Consider the following 17,841-nt stretch of genomic DNA (forward strand, 5'->3'; position numbering starts at 1 on the left):
CCCAGTGTGGCCGATCACCCTCTCAGGTCGGCTACGCATCGTCGCCTTGGTGAGCCGTTACCTCACCAACTAGCTAATGCGCCGCGGGCCCATCTGTAAGTGATAGCTAAAAGCCATCTTTCAATAAAGGAACAGGAGTTCCTTTATGTCATCCGGTATTAGCTCCGGTTTCCCGAAGTTATCCCAGTCTTACAGGTAGGTTGCCCACGTGTTACTCACCCGTCCGCCGCTAACTAACGGGAGCAAGCTCCCATTAGTCCGCTCGACTTGCATGTATTAGGCACGCCGCCAGCGTTCGTCCTGAGCCAGGATCAAACTCTCCATAAAAGTTAAGTTTAAATCTTGTATTGCTCAAAAAACTAATAATTGACGTTTACTTCATGTTTTGTTTAGTTTTCAAAGTTCATTTTGTCGTCCGTATCTCTTGGCGACTTCTATATAATAACAAATCTAACAACCCAGGTCAATAGTTTTTATAATATAATTTCAAAAAAAAATAAAACAGTACGTTTCACTAAATTTCCCTTCAACTTAAGCATTTTATCTTCTCACCTAAAGTAATACAAATCATGGAGATATACTAACCAAAATAGTTTTAATAAAACTGTATACTATATAGTAGAAAGTATTTCAGGTGCTTACACGATTTAACTTGATTGATCGTAGTTAACTTAAAACATTAACACTATACTATAAGTGAAAATACCAACCAATTTGATCAGCTCCAAAATTGTCTGATTAATGCTAAGCTTCATTAAGCGCACGGATATTTGGCAATCTCTTTTTTGATTTTTATTTAAATAAGATGTGCACTTAAGGATACATTTTGTTTTATGAAAGAATCAATTATTCTTTCACTCGATTCTCTATGTTTAACACATCCGTATACAATCAAAAAAAAGAGAGAACCTACTTGTTCTCTCTTTACTAATCACTGCTCTATTATTCTTCTGTTGTTTCAATATCATCTTCGTTTTCTAGAGTCGTTAATTCTTCAGCTTCATTTTCAGCTTCTTCATCAATTTCCTCTTCTTCTTTCGCAGCAATTGCTACAGTCGCAACATGACCTTCTTGATCAAGTTTAATTAATTTAACACCTTGAGTAACTCGACCTAAACGAGAAATTTGTTCAATTGGCATACGGATTATTACACCAGACTCAGTAATTAACATTAAATCCTGTTCGTCACTTACACATTTTAATGAAATCATTTTACCGTTTTTGTCTGTAACATTAAGTGTTTTTAACCCTTTACCGCCACGACTTTGAATTCGGTATTCTTCCTGTGCAGTTCGCTTACCATAACCTAGTTCCGTAACAACAAGAATATCTAAGTGCTCTTCAACAACTTCCATTCCAACAACATAATCATCATCAGAAAGAGTAATTGCTTTAACACCTGTTGCCGTTCTTCCCATCGATCTAACATCGTCTTCATTAAAACGGATCATCATACCTTTTGAAGTACCGACAACAATATCTTTTGTTCCGTCAGTTAAACGTACAGATATTACGTCATCATCTTCTTTTAAATTAATTGCAATTAAACCGTTAGTACGAATGTTTGCAAAGGCAGATAAAGGCACACGTTTTGCTATTCCTTGTTTTGTTGTAAAGAATAGGTACCAATCCTCTAAAAATTCACTTACTGGAATAATAGCGTTAATATTTTCATCTCGGTCAATTTCTAGTAAGTTTACGATCGGTAATCCTTTAGCTGTACGACTAAACTCTGGAATCTCGTAACCTTTTGAACGGTATACTTTTCCCTTATTCGTAAAGAATAAAATTGTATCATGTGTTGAAGGTGTTAGTAAGTGTTCTAAGAAGTCATCATTATTAGTACCCATTCCTTGAATACCACGTCCACCTCTACGTTGAGATCGGTAAGTAGAAACTGGAAGACGTTTAATATATCCATTATGAGTTAAACTTACAATGATATTCTCCACTGGTATTAAGTCTTCATCTTCAATGATTTCTAGTCCTCCAGGAACTATTGCTGTTCTTCGTTTATCATTATACTGCTCTTTTAGCTGAGTTAATTCTTCTCGAATAATTTCAAGAACTCTTTCCTCATCAGCAAGAATTGCTCTTAATTCTGCAATTAACTTGATTAGTTCTTGATATTCTTCTTCAATTTTCTCGCGCTCTAAACCAGTTAAACGTTGTAATCTCATATCTAGAATTGCTTGAGCTTGCTTTTCAGATAAGTTAAAAGTTTCCATTAAGCCATGTTTAGCGATTTCTCCCGTTTGAGAAGCTCTAATTAAGCTGATTACCGCATCTAAATGGTCTAAAGCAACTTTTAAACCTTCTAAAATATGTGCACGCGCTTCTGCTTTTTCTAACTCAAACTGTGTTCTACGTTTAATAACAACAATTTGATGGTCTAAATAGTGTTTTAAACAGCTCTTTAGAGATAAAACTTTTGGTTCACCATTTACAAGTGCTAATAAATTAATACCAAAACTTGTTTGAAGAGCAGTTTGTTTATAAAGATTATTTAAAAGTACATTTGCGTTCGCATCTCTTCTAACTTCAATGACAACACGCATACCATTTCGATCAGATTCATCACGTAGATCAGTAATACCTTCTATTTTCTTATCTCGAACTAGTTCAGCAATTCGTTCAACAAGCTTAGCTTTATTTACTTGATATGGTAACTCTGTAACAATAATTGTTTGTCTACCATTTGCTTTTTCTTCAATTTCAACTTTTGCCCTAATAATGATCGAGCCTTTACCAGTTTCATAGGCCTTACGGATACCACTTTTACCTAGAATCATACCTGATGTAGGAAAATCTGGTCCTTGAATATATTCCATTAAATCTTGTGTAGTGATTTCTGGATCTTTACTTAGTGCAAGAACACCATCAATTACTTCACCTAATTGGTGCGGAGGAATATTCGTTGCCATACCAACCGCTATACCCGTTGCTCCGTTTACCAACAAGTTAGGGAATCGTGCAGGAAGAACGATTGGCTCTCTTTCTGAACCATCATAGTTATCTTGATAATCAATTGTGTTTTTATTAATATCACGAATTAATTCCATCGAAATTTTAGACATTCTAGCCTCTGTGTAACGCATCGCCGCCGCTGCGTCTCCATCAACTGATCCAAAATTCCCATGGCCATCTACTAACATATATCTGAAGTTAAAGTCCTGAGCCATACGTACCATTGTTTCATATACAGCAGCGTCACCATGCGGGTGATACTTACCAATAACTTCACCTACGATACGCGCTGACTTTTTATAAGCTTTATCAGCTGTCATACCTAAATCATTCATTGCATATAAAATTCTTCTATGAACAGGCTTAAGGCCGTCTCGTACATCTGGTAACGCTCGAGAAACAATTACACTCATTGCATAATCTAGGAAGGAATTACGCATTTCATGACTAATATTTATTTCTTTAATTTGTTGATTTTCACTCAACATCGGCACCTCCCTTTAGTTTCCGTATCTACCTGAGAAAAGGAGCATAAAGCTCCTTACAAATACTTGTTAAATATCTAAATTCTTTACATACTTAGCATTATCTTGAATAAAGTTACGTCTTGGCTCTACTTTTTCACCCATTAATGTTTCAAACGTTTCATCCGCTTCGATCGCATCTTGAAGGTTAACTTGCAGTAACGTTCTAGTTTCTGGATTCATTGTAGTTTCCCATAACTGTTCAGGGTTCATTTCACCTAGACCTTTATATCGTTGGATAACAGGTTTTGGTACTGCATTTAAAGTCGACATAATCTCATCCATTTGTCGGTCATTATAAGCATATTGTATTTTTTTCCCTTGCTGGATCTTATATAAAGGTGGTTGAGCAATATAAATATAACCACTTTCAATGATTTGACGCATATAACGATATAAGAACGTTAACAATAAAGTACGGATATGGGCACCATCAACATCAGCATCCGTCATCAATATAATTTTATGATATCGTGCTTTCTCGATATCGAAATCATCACCGATTCCGGTACCAAAAGCAGTAATCATTGAACGAACCTCGTTATTTGATAAAATTTTATCAAGTCGAGCCTTTTCAACGTTAATAATTTTTCCACGTAAAGGAAGAATTGCTTGGAAGTGACGGTCTCGTCCTTGTTTAGCACTTCCACCCGCTGAATCACCCTCAACGATATAAATTTCGCTAATAGAAGAATCTTTTGAAGAACAATCAGCTAATTTCCCAGGTAAACTTGATACTTCTAAAGCACTTTTTCTTCTTGTTAATTCACGAGCCTTTTTAGCAGCAACACGAGCTCTAGCCGCCATTAAACCTTTTTCAACTATTTTTTTAGCCTCTGTTGGATTCTCTAATAAAAACTTTTCAAGTTTCTCTCCAAAAATTTGCTCTGTAATTGTACGAACTTCACTATTACCCAGCTTAGTTTTTGTTTGCCCCTCAAACTGTGGATCTGGATGTTTAATAGAAACGATCGCCGTTAACCCTTCACGTACATCCTCACCAGATAAGTTGCTATCTTGATCTTTAATTAAACCATTCTTACGACCATAATCATTAATAACACGAGTTAAAGCTGTTTTAAATCCAACCTCGTGTGTACCACCTTCGTGTGTATTAATATTATTCGTGAATGAGTAGATATTACTTGTATAGCTTTCGTTATATTGAAGTGCAATTTCTACACTAATTCCATCTTTTTCACCAATAACAAAAATTGGTTCGTCATGTATTACTTCTTTAGAACGATTTAAATGTTCAACGTAAGATTTAATTCCACCTTCGTAATGGAATTCTTTCTTTTGTTTATTTTCTCTACGATCTTCAATTGTTAAGCGAATACCTCTGTTAAGGAATGCTAATTCTCTTAAACGGTTTGCTAATGTATCAAAGTCATAAACTGTCGTTTCAGTGAAAATTTCTGCATCAGGTTTAAAATGAGTAATTGTACCTGTAACATCAGTTTCACCAACGATACTCATATCTGCAACCGGTATACCTTTAGAAAATTGTTGATAATAAATAGTACCTTCACGATGAACGTGAACTTCTAGCAAAGTAGACAACGCATTTACTACTGAAGCACCTACTCCGTGTAATCCACCAGATACTTTATATCCGCCACCGCCAAATTTTCCACCTGCATGAAGTACCGTCATAATTACTTCTAGCGCAGGTCTACCCATTTTTTCATGGATACCTACTGGAATCCCACGGCCATTATCTTTAACAGTAATACTATTATCTTCTTCAATTGTTACATTAATCTCGTCACAGTATCCAGCCAATGCTTCATCTATACTGTTATCAACGATTTCCCATACTAAGTGATGTAATCCTTTTCCGCTCGTAGAACCGATATACATACCCGGTCTCTTACGTACGGCTTCTAAACCTTCAAGAACTTGTATCTGATTTTCATCATAATTATGTTCTTGCATCTTTTGATCCATTGTCATGAACACTCACCTACTTTTTTTATTTTACATAAAAGAATTAGTAAATTTCAGCTATGCTTATTAGGCGGCGTAGTAGAAATTTCATAAATTATTATCGAGAAGTACTTATAATTGTTCCATGTGAAACATTTATAATATTAGCTTGTTTTATCGTTTCGTGCTGAATTCCGTCGACACTTGTTGTTGTGACAAAAGTCTGTACTTTATTTTGAATTGCATTTAATAAGTGTGTTTGACGATAGTCATCTAGCTCTGAAAGAACATCATCTAATAAAAGAATTGGATATTCTCCAACTTCCTCTTTAATTAGTTCAATTTCTGCTAGTTTTAATGAAAGAGCTGTTGTCCGCTGCTGTCCTTGCGATCCGAAAGTTTGAACGTTTTTATCATTTACCATAAAAACTAAATCATCTCTATGCGGACCAAGCAATGTAGTACCTCTTGATACTTCACGCTCTTTTTCAGCTTCGAATTGTTTTATGTACTCATCTTCCATTTTCGTCAAATCTGTTAAATCTGATACATTAATGCTTGGTTTATATATAATTTCTAGTTTTTCGGTCTCTCTAGAAATTTGACTATGAATAGGCGATGCCCAATCTTGTAGTAATTTGATGAACGAAATTCGTTTTTCAATTATTTTTACGGCATGTTTTACAAGCTGAGATGTTAGGACTTCAAGCATTAAATAGTTCCGATCTCGGCTGGTTTGTAATGTTTTTAGTAGTGAATTTCGCTGTTGGAGGATTCTCTGGTATTGACTTAATTCATGTAGGTAAACAGGCGAAACTTGTCCTAGTTCCATATCTAGGAATTTACGACGCACTTGCGGACTACCTTTTACTAAATGTAAATCTTCCGGTGCAAACATAACGACATTCATCACGCCTATATATTGACTTAACTTCATCTGTTCAAGATGGTTCAGCTTTGCTTTCTTACCTTTCTTTGAGAGGATTAGCTGTAGTGTTACTTGCTGATTTTTTTTCTGTAACGTACCCTTTATTGTACCATATTCTTCATCCCAACGTATCATTTCTTTGTCGTTACTTGTTCGGTGGGACTTTGTTAAAGCTAGCACATAAATGGATTCCATTAAATTTGTTTTACCTTGAGCATTCTCACCAATAATGACGTTAACATTATTTTGAAAGTTTAACTCAAGGTTTTCATAATTACGGTATTGTTTTAGTTGTAAATCTTTAATATACAATGGGATTCCCCCAAAACTTATGAAGTTATAATATACGAACCTTTTCCAGTTATAGAAATTGTATCATTTAAAACTAATTTTTTTCCTCTTCTATTCTCAGGTTCATTGTTTACAAAGATTTCATGCTCTGATAAAAACCATTTAGCCATTCCACCTGTATCAATTACACCCGCAAGCTTTAAAAATTGACCTAATGTAATATAATCTGTATTTATTTTAACTTTTTCTGTTTTCATCTTTTATCACCCTCATTTATCCATTCCTTAATTGTACTAAACTTCTGTAAGAAAAAAAACACTTAACCCTTATTTTGTCTATTAAGTAAAAAAAGACTGACCTCAATGTACTATGCACTCCCCAAACAAGTTGTAGAATAAATTCTTTATTCAATCTGCTCGTTGGAGATTGCTAGTACATTCTATTAGGTCAGCCCCTTTCGATAGAATTTACTAACTAGTATGTGCGAACTGGTAAAATTAATTGCAATGTTCTTGAATCATTTACAGTACGAATTAAAAATGGTCTCATAGCCCCTGTGAATTGAATATAAATTTCTGGGCTTTCTATTGCTTTTAATGCATCCATAACATATTTCGCACTGAAAGAGATTTTTAACTCTTCACCTTTAATATCCTCACAAACAATTTCATCTACTACTTTACCGATTTCAGGAGAATAAGAAGAAACATTGACTAATGAGTTACCAACTGTTTCTAAGTGAACAACATTATTTCTACCTTCTCTCGCTAATAAAGAAGCACGATCAATTGCTTGTAGGAATTCTTTTGTCATTACAGTTAGTTCCGTTTTACTTTCACTTGGAATTAACTTTGATGTATCAGGATAATTCCCTTCTAGTAATCGAGTAAAGAACAATAGATGTTTAGTCTTAAATAAAGCTTGATGTTCTGTTAAGACGATCTCTACTTTTTCATCATTGTCATCTAGAATTTTACTTAATTCATTTAGACTTTTCCCAGGAATTACTACGCTAGCTTTAAATTCACTTGTTGTAGAACTTCCGTCAATTTTAGCTTGTCTTAAAGCTAGTCGGTGACTATCTGTCGCTATACACGTTAGATCACCATTTTCAATCTTCCAGTTTACACCGGTTAAAATTGGTCTAGTCTCTGAAGTTGATACTGCAAATACTGTTTGACGAATCATAAACTTTAATAAATCTGCAGAGATCGAAATTGTTTCATGTTCTTCAATTTGAGGAAGTAGTGGATATTCCTCAGAATCAAAACCATTTAAGCTAAATTCAGTTTTTCCCGCTCTTATCGTTGTTACATAATTATTATCAGATTCTAATTCGACAAAATCTGAAGGTAATTTTTTTACAATATCACTAAAATATCGAGCATTTAATACAATGCTTCCAGTTTGTTTTACATCAACTAGTTGTTGATCATCTAAAACTATTGGTAAATAAGATTCTATAGATATATCTGAATCACTACCTGTGAAAGTTAATCCTTCAGTTGTAACGACTAATTTAATTCCAGTTAAGATTGGAATAGTTGTTCTTGATGAAACAGCTCTCATAACTTCTTGTACAGCTTTAACAAGATGATCTTTTTGTACCGTAAATTTCATTGTTTGTACTCCTTATATAATTTATAAAATAATATAGTAATAGTAGTAGGGCCTGTGAATTTGTGGATAACTATATTTTAGTAAAGAAAAATAAGTCTATCAACATGTGGATAGACTGTGTAAAAAAGATAGAAAGTTATGCACAGGTAAATAACTCTACTGATTTAATTTTTCATTGATTTCTTTAACTTGAGATTGCAATTGTGTGTCAGTTTCAATTAATTTTGAGATTTTTTCATGCGCATGAATAACAGTTGTATGATCTCGGCCACCAAACTCTTCTCCTATTTTAGGTAAAGAATGGTCTGTAAGCTCTCTCGAAAGATACATTGCAATCTGTCTTGGGAAGGCTACGGATTTTGTACGTTTCTTTGCTTTAAAATCCTCTAATTTAATACTAAAAAATTCTCCAACTGTTCGTTGAATATCGTGTATTGATACTGTTTTAGGCTTCGTCGCAGTGATTAAATTCTTTAAGGCTTCAGCGGCCACACTGGCGTTTATATCCTTGTTAATTAACGATGAATAAGCGACTACACGAATAAGTGCTCCTTCTAACTCACGGATGTTTGTATCAATTTGATTTGCTATATATAACATTACCTCATTTGGAATATCTAACCCCTCAGCCTTAGCCTTTTTACGTAAGATCGCTATCCTAGTTTCTAAATCTGGTGGTGTAATATCTGTAATAAGGCCCCATTCAAATCGTGAACGAAGTCGATCTTCTAATGTAGGAATTTCTTTAGGTGGTCGGTCACTTGAAATAATGATTTGTTTACTTTCTTCATGAAGTGTATTAAACGTATGGAAAAATTCTTCCTGTGTTTGTTCTTTTCCAGCTAAGAACTGAATATCATCTATAAGTAGCACGTCTACATTACGATACTTATTTCTAAATTCAATTGCTTTATTATCACGAATTGAATTAATGAACTCATTTGTAAATTTTTCTGATGATAAATAAACGACTTTGGCATTTGGATTATGCTCAAGTACATAGTGTCCAATTGCGTGCATTAAGTGCGTTTTTCCTAACCCAACGCCCCCATATATAAATAATGGGTTATAGGCTTTTGCAGGTGCCTCAGCAACCGCTAATGATGCCGCATGGGCAAAACGGTTACCTGAACCAATTACGAAAGTATCAAAAGTATATTTAGGGTTTAACATACTTTGGTTGAACTCTACTGGTTCCTCAAATTTTACTTTTGCTTTAACTGCCGGTATATTCATCTCTATTTCTTCTACATGATTTTGAGGAAGGATAAATTTGATTTCTAATTCCGCTCCAGTTATTTCTAAAACTGTATCCATTATTAAAGATGAATACTTTGACTCAAGCCAATCACGGGCGAATTCATTTGGCGCAATAATTGTTAAAGTATCATTCTTTAAAGAAAATGCCTTTGTTGATTTTAGCCATGTTTCAAAGCTTGGTTTACTTATTTTTTTTTCTATTTCTGCTAGAACCCTAGACCACAGATCCCCTATATTCTCCAAACGGTAATCCCTCCTTACAAAGCTTGTTCAACTTTTGTACAAGCACATAAATTAAGTATTTATTTTTATTCATGTCTTTGAATATGCGTTATTTTATAAAACTGCAAAAAACCACTTTATTTGACAGTATTCACCCTTGTGGATAACTTTAAAATAGTACAAGTGTAAAACCTGTCCACAAGTTATTAACATCTGTGGACAAATAAAAATAAAAAACAAGTTGTCCAAAGTGGAAAACAAATTAATAATATCAAAAATCTTAAGCTATTTCAATGAGTAGTTAATGTTATCCACATGCTAATCCACTTGTTTAAAAAAATTGTCCACAGAAAAAGAACTTGTGTAAAAGTTGTCAGTAACCATTGTGGGTAAAAAATGTGTAGAAAAATATTATCCACAGAGCACTTAACAATTTTAAGAAAAGGGGAAGTACTACTTATTTATAGATTTTTTTATTCACTTAAAGTTCTGTTCCAAAAAATCTTTCGACACCACATCTTTTGCTCAGATTACTCGTTTATAAATTTTTGGGAGGGAAATGATAGGAGTAAATCGCATTTCTTTTATTAAATAAGTAACTATTTATTATTTTTTTCTTACTAAAACTCACTGGATCAGCCACTCTTCATAAATTGGAAATAATTATTCATTATGATTTAATATCTTACATTGACATTAATAGTAGTTATTCTTTATAATTTATAGGACTGTCTATTACAGTAATTCCTCAGGGAGGTGTCATATAATGAAAAGAACATTTCAACCAAACAAACGTAAACGCAGCAAAGTACATGGTTTCCGTAGCCGTATGAGCACTGCAAATGGACGTAAAGTTCTAGCAGCTCGTCGTCGTAAAGGAAGAAAAGTATTATCTGCGTAGGCCACTGTCAACAGTGGTCTTTTTCACTAATAAGAAGGCCTTTTTTGCTTTTATGTCACAATTTGTAAGTAAAAAAGGCCTCATTTTTTATAAAAAAGTTGTTATGATAATTGAAGGAATCATTTGAGGTGTCAGTGGAACATGAACAAGAAAAACAGAATAAAAAAGAATGCAGATTTTAGTCGCGTTTTTCAAGAGGGATCGTCAACTGCGAATCGGCAATTTGTAATCTATACATTAAAAAAGGAAGATCAAAAGCAATTTCGTATAGGATTATCTGTTAGCAAGAAGTTAGGTAATGCTGTAATGAGAAATCATATTAAGCGGTATATAAGACAAGCTCTTACTGAATTAAGTGATGATCTTCGTGTGAATATGGATTATGTTGTAATCGCAAGAAAGCCCTGTACTGAACTACCCTTCAATGAATTTAAAAAAAGTTTAATTCATGTGTTGAAAAGGGCGGAAGCGCTTAAAATACATGATTCAAAACATAAATTAGATAAAAATCAAATTAAGTAATTACATATTTAAATGTAACTTCTTAAAGGAGGAACTAGTTTGAAGACTAAGAAGTACCAATTGCTAGTTACAGTTCTTTTATTAGTAGTCGTGTTAGCTGGGTGTTCGCAAACAAACCAACCGATTACATCTGAAAGTACGGGGATTTGGAATGAGTATTTCGTTTATCCACTATCGTGGTTAATCACGGCTGTATCTAAAATTTTTGGTGGAAGTTATGGGATGTCGATTATCGTCGTAACACTTTTAATCCGTTTAGCATTACTACCATTAATGATTAAACAAATTAAAAGTACAAAAGCGATGCAATCAATCCAGCCTGAAATGGCCAAACTTAAAGAAAAATATTCTTCTAAGGATCAAAAAACAGTCCAAAAATTAAATGAAGAAACAATGAAGTTGTACCAACAACATGGTGTAAATCCACTATCTGGTTGTTTACCAATTTTTATTCAAATGCCAATCTTAATTGCTTTCTATCATGCAATTATGAGAACAATGGAAATTAAAGCACATGACTTCCTATGGTTCCAATTAGGCCACCCGGATCCAATTTATGCTTTACCAATCATCGCTGGTATTACAACTTTCATTCAACAAAAGGTGTCAATGAGTACTGGTTCAATGACAGGGCCTGCTGCTCAACAAATGAAAATCATGCTTTATGTTATGCCAATCATGATTTTAGTATTTGCTGTTAGACTTCCTTCTGCTTTAGCTTTATATTGGGTAGTTGGTAATACATTTATGATTCTTCAAACATTATTTGTTAATAGAGGTAATACTACCGTAAAAAATAAAAATGTAGGAGGGGCTAGTAAGTGAGAGAAGTAACTGCTACTGGTCAAACAATCGAACAAGCAGTTCAAATAGCACTTCAGCAACTTAGTTCATCAGAAGAAGACGTAGACATTACAGTAATCGAAGACGGTAAAAAAGGATTTTTAGGATTTGGTGCTAAACCTGCTAAAGTATTAGTTGTTAAAAAGAAGACTTTAATCGAAAAAGCATACGACTACCTTTTAAATATTGTTAAAAGTCTTGATGAAACTGCAGATGTAAGTTTCGAATTGCAAGGTACTAAAGAACAAACCTTCTTATTTACAGTAAAGGGTGACAAGGTTGCTCTTATTATTGGAAAAAGAGGTAATACTTTAAATGCTCTTCAATTCTTAGTTCAAACATTTGTAAATCGTCATTCAAAACAATTGATTCATGTTGTCGTTGACGCTGAGAATTATCGATTAAAACGTAAGGAGTCACTAGAGATTCTTGCAAAAAAGACTGCTCAAACAGTTTTAAAAACAAGAAAAGCGATCTCTTTAGAGCCAATGCCTTCTTTCGAAAGAAAAATTATACATCATATACTGACAGATATGCCAAATATCTCTACGAAGTCTGTAGGCCAAGATCCGCATCGTCAATTAGTTATAGATTTAAAGAAACCAATTAAGGGTTAATCCTTAATTGGTTTTTTAATGTTCTTCATTCAAGTCATATAAGTTTACTTGTACTTTCGTACGGTTATAATATAAAAACATTCAATTTTATGCTATGCTATAGATTTAGAAGTAACATGTTAACTTTTGTTTAACATGCTCCGAGGTGATTTTTTGATGGAATTCGATACAATTACAGCGATATCGACACCAAAAGGTGAGGGTGCAATTGCCATCGTTCGTTTAAGTGGCGATGAAGCTGTTCAAATAGCGAATAAATTATTTAAAGAAAAAGATTTAAATATAGTAGATTCACACACAATTCATTATGGACATTTAGTTGATCCAAGTTCCGGGAATACTGTTGAGGAAGTTATGGTCTCGATCTTAAGAGCACCAAAAACATTTACACGTGAAGATGTTGTCGAAATAAATTGTCATGGTGGAATTTTTTCGGTAAACAAAGTACTTGAATTAGTACTATCGCAAGGTGCTAGATTAGCGGAGCCTGGTGAATTTACGAAAAGAGCATTTCTTAATGGACGAATCGACCTGTCGCAGGCCGAAGCAGTAATGGATTTAATTCGTTCAAAGACTGACAGAGCAATGGCTATCGCAATGAATCAAGTAGAAGGTCGATTGTCTAAGCTGGTTAATAGCTTAAGACAAACATTACTTGAGATTTTGGCTCATATTGAAGTAAATATTGATTACCCTGAATATGATGATGTTGAAGAAATGACCAATACTGTTTTAATTGAAAAAGCAAGAACAGTTCGAGTTGAAATACAAAAACTACTAGAAACATCAAAACAAGGTAAGATTTTACGTGAAGGACTATCTACTGTGATTATAGGTAGACCAAATGTCGGAAAATCATCTCTTTTAAACACGCTTGTTCAGGAGAGCAAAGCAATTGTTACTGATATTCCAGGTACAACTCGTGACGTTATTGAAGAATACGTAAATGTAAAGGGTGTACCATTACGACTAATTGATACAGCCGGTATTCGTGAAACTAAGGATGTTGTAGAAGCAATTGGTGTTGAAAGATCTAAAAAAGTATTGAATTTGGCTGACTTAGTTTTATTTGTTTTAAATAATAATGAGCAATTAAGTGAAGAAGACCGTAAATTATTTGGTGAAATGAGCGGTAAAGATGTAATTGTGATCATTAACAAAACAGATTTGCCACAAAATCTTGATATGGATGAAGTAAAAGCGTTAGTTGGTAATGCTACAATTGTTACGACTTCCTTAAAAGAAGAAAAAGGAATAGATGATTTAGAAAAAGCAATTGCCAACTTATATTTTGAAGGACAAATTGAGGCACAAGATTTAACCTATTTATCTAATGCTAGACATATTGCGCTATTAAAACAATCAGAACAGACAATTAATGATGCAATTGAGGCAATGAAAAATGGTATGCCGATTGACTTAGTACAGATTGACTTAACAAGAGCGTGGGAATTGTTAGGTGAAATCATTGGAGATACAGTTCAGGAAAGTTTAATCAACCAGCTATTTTCTCAATTCTGTTTAGGAAAATAAAATGGTTAGGAGGAGAAAAGATGAGTTTTGAAGCAGGCAATTATGATGTAATCGTTATTGGAGCTGGTCATGCTGGATGTGAAGCCGGTTTGTCATCTGCTCGAATGGGTGCAAAAACGTTAATGCTAACAATAAATCTCGATATGGTAGCATTTATGCCTTGTAACCCATCTGTAGGTGGTCCTGCCAAGGGGATTGTTGTACGTGAAATTGATGCACTTGGCGGTGAAATGGGTCGAAATATCGATAAAACACATATTCAAATGAGAATGTTAAATACGGGTAAAGGTCCTGCAGTACGCGCATTGCGTGCTCAAGCGGATAAATTTGCGTATCAACACGAATTAAAGAAAACCATTGAAAATACAGAGAATCTAACTCTAAAACAAGGTTTAGTAGAAAGATTAATTGTAGAAGATGGGCAATGTACAGGTGTAATTACACAAACAGGTGCAATTTATCGTTCAAAGACAGTTGTCATTACAACGGGTACTTTCTTACGTGGAGAAATTATTGTAGGAGAATTAAAATACTCAAGTGGTCCTAATAACCAACAACCAGCAATTAAGCTTTCTGAGCACTTAGAGGAATTAGGTATAGAACTTGTTCGTTTTAAAACAGGTACGCCTCCTCGTGTAAATAGTCATAGTATTGATTATTCAAAAACAGAAATACAACCTGGCGATGATGTACCTCGTGCATTTTCATTCGAAACGGAACCAGTTGAAACAGAACAAATTCCTTGTTGGTTAACTTATACAAGTGAAACTACACATCAAATCATCGACGATAACTTACACCGTTCGCCTATGTACTCTGGTATGATTAAAGGTACTGGGCCACGCTATTGTCCTTCTATTGAGGATAAAGTTGTCCGATTTAATGATAAACCGAGACATCAAATTTTCTTAGAGCCTGAAGGAAGAAATACTCAAGAAGTTTATGTACAAGGATTATCAACTAGTTTACCTGAAGATGTACAGGAAAAAATGCTGCGTTCAATTGCAGGTCTTGAAAATGTTCAAATGATGAGAACTGGATATGCAATTGAATATGACGCGATTGTACCTACTCAATTATGGCCAACTTTAGAACTTAAACAAATTAAGAATCTGTATACTGCTGGTCAAATTAACGGAACTTCTGGTTATGAAGAAGCAGCGGGTCAAGGTTTAATCGCAGGAATTAATGCTGCATGTCGTTCTTTAGATAAAGAAGAGTTAATTTTAGATCGCTCTGAAGCTTACATTGGTGTTTTAATTGATGACCTGGTAACTAAAGGGACAAATGAACCGTACCGTCTTCTTACCTCTAGAGCAGAATATCGATTATTATTACGCCACGATAATGCCGATTTACGTTTAACTAAAATTGGTCAAAGACTTGGTTTAATAAATGATGAAAGATATGCAGAGTTTGAACAAAAGAAAATGTTAATTGAAGAAGAAATAGAGCGTTTAAAAGCAACTCAATTAAGACCGACAAAAGAAGTACAGGAATTAATTGTACAAAATGGTGGTAGCGAGCTGAAAGATGGCATTCGTGCAGCAGATCTTTTACGCCGCCCTGAAATGCTTTATGAACATATCCATCTTCTTACTCCATCTGAAAAAGAATTACATTCAGATGTTAAAGAGCAAGTTGAAATACAAATTAAGTATGAAGGTTATATTGAAAAATCATTAAATCAAGTAGAACGCATGAAAAGAATGGATTTAAAGAGAATCCCTGAAAACATCGATTATCAAGCTATTCACGGCCTTGCTACTGAGGCAAGACAAAAGCTTGAGCAAGTGCGCCCTCTATCAGTAGGTCAAGCTTCTCGTATATCTGGTGTTAATCCAGCAGATATTTCAATTCTACTTGTTTATTTAGAACAAGGAAAAATTGCAAGAATATCGAACTAATAATAGATAGGGGTATTACTAGTGAATAAAGAACAATTTATCGCTGCTCTTAAAGATAAAGGAATCCATTTGTCAGATTTTCAATTAAAACAATTTGATATATATTTCCACACATTAGTTGAGTGGAATAATAAAATGAACTTAACTGCTATTACAGAAGAAAGCGAAGTATATTTAAAGCATTTTTATGATTCAATTAGCGCTGCCTTTTATTTCGACTTCGCTGGTGAGATTACTTTATGTGACATTGGTGCAGGAGCGGGCTTCCCCTCTATCCCAATTAAAATATGTTTCCCATCTATCAAATTAACGATCGTAGACTCCCTTCAAAAAAGGATTACATTTTTAAATCATTTAGCGAAGGAATTACAACTAGAGAATGTATCATTTATTCATGATCGAGCAGAAACTTTTGCTAAAAGAACTGGTATGAGAGAATCTTTTGATGTTGTAACTGCTAGAGCAGTTGCTAGAATGTCTGTGTTGACTGAATTATGCTTACCACTTGTTAAACAAAATGGCCACTTTGTTGCACTTAAAGGTGCTGCTGGTCAAGAAGAGTTAGAAAAAGCAAATTATGCTATAAAAACTCTTGGTGGAGAAGTTAAATCAATTAGTCACTTTACTCTCCCAAGTGAAGACAGTGATCGAAATATTGTTATAGTAGAAAAGAAACGTAAAACGCCAACTAAGTACCCTCGTAAACCGGGTACTCCTGGTAAAGAACCATTAGAGATTTAATATGATAAACTAACAAATGTTTCACGTGAAACATTTGTTATGTTTATTCTATTGTGAACGAAATTCTAAAAGGGTGGGAATCACATTGAAAAGCACATTATCTAGGTTATTTGGCTTATCAGAAAAAGAAATTAGTGATGATGTTCAAGATTCGGTTTCGAGTAATGAAGTTATTCGCCAAATTCCAGTATCGGACATTGTACCGAATCAGTATCAGCCTAGAACATTCTTTGATGATGAAAAAATTAAAGAACTAGCGCTAACGATTCGAACTCATGGTATTATTCAACCAATTGTTGTTAGGGAGATTAGACCAAACTTTTATGAAATAATTGCCGGGGAAAGAAGATTCAGGGCTGTTTCATCTTTAGGTTGGGATACAATTCCTGCAATTGTGAAAACGTTTAATGATACAGAGACTGCCTCCGTCGCTCTGATTGAAAATTTACAACGTGAAGAACTATCTCCTTTTGAAGAAGCCGTAGCTTACCAAAAATTAATTGATTTACATAACTTAACTCAAGAGGCACTAGCTCAGCGATTAGGTAAAGGTCAATCGACTGTTGCAAATAAATTGAGGTTGTTGAAACTTCCTGGGGAAATACAACAAGCATTATTGGATAAGTCGATTACAGAACGTCATGCACGAGCACTTATTCCATTAAAGTTACCTCAACTACAAATTACTCTTCTTCATGAAATAATTGAAAAGCAATTGAATGTTAAACAAACAGAAGAACGAGTAGTAACATTACTTACTGAGAAAAAACCAAAGGCTAAACGTAAATTTAAGGCTATTAGTAAAGATATACGAATTGCGATGAATACGATCCGCGAATCTTTACAAATGGTTACTAAAACAGGCATGAATATTGATAGTCAAGAAGAAGAACATGATGACTATTACCAAATAACAATTAAAATACCAAAGAAATAAACATTAAATTCACCTCTTTACAGTGGTGAATTTTTTTATTCATTTTTAAATCTAGACACAACGATGAATCTATTCATGGTAAAATAGAAAATAAGAAT

General features: G+C 34.1%; 14 protein-coding genes and 1 rRNA gene. 8 read left to right on the forward strand and 7 right to left on the reverse strand.

The window, feature by feature from the left end; genetic code table 11:
* The 7 genes from ACFWM3_RS05810 to dnaA form a co-directional block, all read right to left on the reverse strand.
* Nucleotides 1-327: ribosomal RNA gene (locus ACFWM3_RS05810) — 16S ribosomal RNA — on the reverse strand; the annotation flags it as partial.
* 615 nt (nt 328-942) lie between these two features.
* On the reverse strand, nt 943-3,453 hold the full coding sequence (gene gyrA, locus ACFWM3_RS05815; protein ID WP_390310677.1) for a DNA gyrase subunit A: 2,511 nt from the start codon (nt 3,451-3,453) through the stop codon (nt 943-945).
* Between the two features lie 69 nt (nt 3,454-3,522).
* The gene (gyrB, locus tag ACFWM3_RS05820; RefSeq protein ID WP_390310833.1) at nt 3,523-5,442 is read right to left on the reverse strand and encodes a DNA topoisomerase (ATP-hydrolyzing) subunit B; all 1,920 of its coding nucleotides are present in this window, start codon (nt 5,440-5,442) and stop codon (nt 3,523-3,525) included.
* 97 nt (nt 5,443-5,539) lie between these two features.
* The gene (gene recF, locus ACFWM3_RS05825; protein WP_335409283.1) at nt 5,540-6,661 is read right to left on the reverse strand and encodes a DNA replication/repair protein RecF; all 1,122 of its coding nucleotides are present in this window, start codon (nt 6,659-6,661) and stop codon (nt 5,540-5,542) included.
* 17 nt (nt 6,662-6,678) lie between these two features.
* Nucleotides 6,679-6,897, reverse strand: a complete 219-nt coding sequence (yaaA, locus tag ACFWM3_RS05830) for a S4 domain-containing protein YaaA (protein WP_098429557.1) — start codon at nt 6,895-6,897, stop codon at nt 6,679-6,681.
* Nucleotides 6,898-7,114: 217 nt separating this feature from the next.
* Nucleotides 7,115-8,260 (reverse strand): DNA polymerase III subunit beta, encoded by a 1,146-nt coding sequence (gene dnaN / locus ACFWM3_RS05835; protein WP_056467133.1) that lies wholly within the window; start codon nt 8,258-8,260, stop codon nt 7,115-7,117.
* Nucleotides 8,261-8,416: 156 nt separating this feature from the next.
* On the reverse strand, nt 8,417-9,763 hold the full coding sequence (gene dnaA / locus ACFWM3_RS05840; protein WP_056467135.1) for a chromosomal replication initiator protein DnaA: 1,347 nt from the start codon (nt 9,761-9,763) through the stop codon (nt 8,417-8,419).
* Between the two features lie 745 nt (nt 9,764-10,508).
* Between dnaA and rpmH the strand changes: the two genes are divergently transcribed.
* The 8 genes from rpmH to noc all read left to right on the forward strand — a co-directional run bounded on the left by rpmH (nt 10,509) and on the right by noc (nt 17,743).
* On the forward strand, nt 10,509-10,643 hold the full coding sequence (gene rpmH / locus ACFWM3_RS05845; RefSeq protein WP_056467137.1) for a 50S ribosomal protein L34: 135 nt from the start codon (nt 10,509-10,511) through the stop codon (nt 10,641-10,643).
* 141 nt (nt 10,644-10,784) lie between these two features.
* Nucleotides 10,785-11,165 (forward strand): ribonuclease P protein component, encoded by a 381-nt coding sequence (gene rnpA / locus ACFWM3_RS05850; RefSeq protein WP_056467140.1) that lies wholly within the window; start codon nt 10,785-10,787, stop codon nt 11,163-11,165.
* A 39-nt stretch (nt 11,166-11,204) separates the two neighbouring features.
* Nucleotides 11,205-11,990, forward strand: coding sequence for a YidC family membrane integrase SpoIIIJ (gene spoIIIJ, locus ACFWM3_RS05855; protein WP_056467143.1), 786 nt, complete (start codon nt 11,205-11,207; stop codon nt 11,988-11,990).
* Entirely contained in the window at nt 11,987-12,625 is a 639-nt protein-coding gene (gene jag, locus ACFWM3_RS05860) for an RNA-binding cell elongation regulator Jag/EloR (protein WP_390310682.1), read from the forward strand. Before spoIIIJ ends, jag begins: the two co-directional genes overlap by 4 nt.
* Before the next feature lie 156 nt (nt 12,626-12,781).
* Nucleotides 12,782-14,158 (forward strand): tRNA uridine-5-carboxymethylaminomethyl(34) synthesis GTPase MnmE, encoded by a 1,377-nt coding sequence (gene mnmE / locus ACFWM3_RS05865; RefSeq protein ID WP_056467149.1) that lies wholly within the window; start codon nt 12,782-12,784, stop codon nt 14,156-14,158.
* A gap of 20 nt (nt 14,159-14,178) precedes the next feature.
* The gene (mnmG, locus tag ACFWM3_RS05870) at nt 14,179-16,065 is read left to right on the forward strand and encodes a tRNA uridine-5-carboxymethylaminomethyl(34) synthesis enzyme MnmG (RefSeq protein WP_390310684.1); all 1,887 of its coding nucleotides are present in this window, start codon (nt 14,179-14,181) and stop codon (nt 16,063-16,065) included.
* A 21-nt stretch (nt 16,066-16,086) separates the two neighbouring features.
* Nucleotides 16,087-16,806, forward strand: coding sequence for a 16S rRNA (guanine(527)-N(7))-methyltransferase RsmG (rsmG, locus tag ACFWM3_RS05875; RefSeq protein WP_390310686.1), 720 nt, complete (start codon nt 16,087-16,089; stop codon nt 16,804-16,806).
* A gap of 130 nt (nt 16,807-16,936) precedes the next feature.
* Nucleotides 16,937-17,743, forward strand: a complete 807-nt coding sequence (gene noc / locus ACFWM3_RS05880) for a nucleoid occlusion protein (RefSeq protein WP_390310834.1) — start codon at nt 16,937-16,939, stop codon at nt 17,741-17,743.
* Nucleotides 17,744-17,841 lie beyond the last annotated feature (98 nt).

It is taken from the genome of Gottfriedia sp. NPDC058432, from assembly GCF_042721555.1.
GTDB lineage: Bacteria > Bacillota > Bacilli > Bacillales > Bacillaceae_G > Gottfriedia.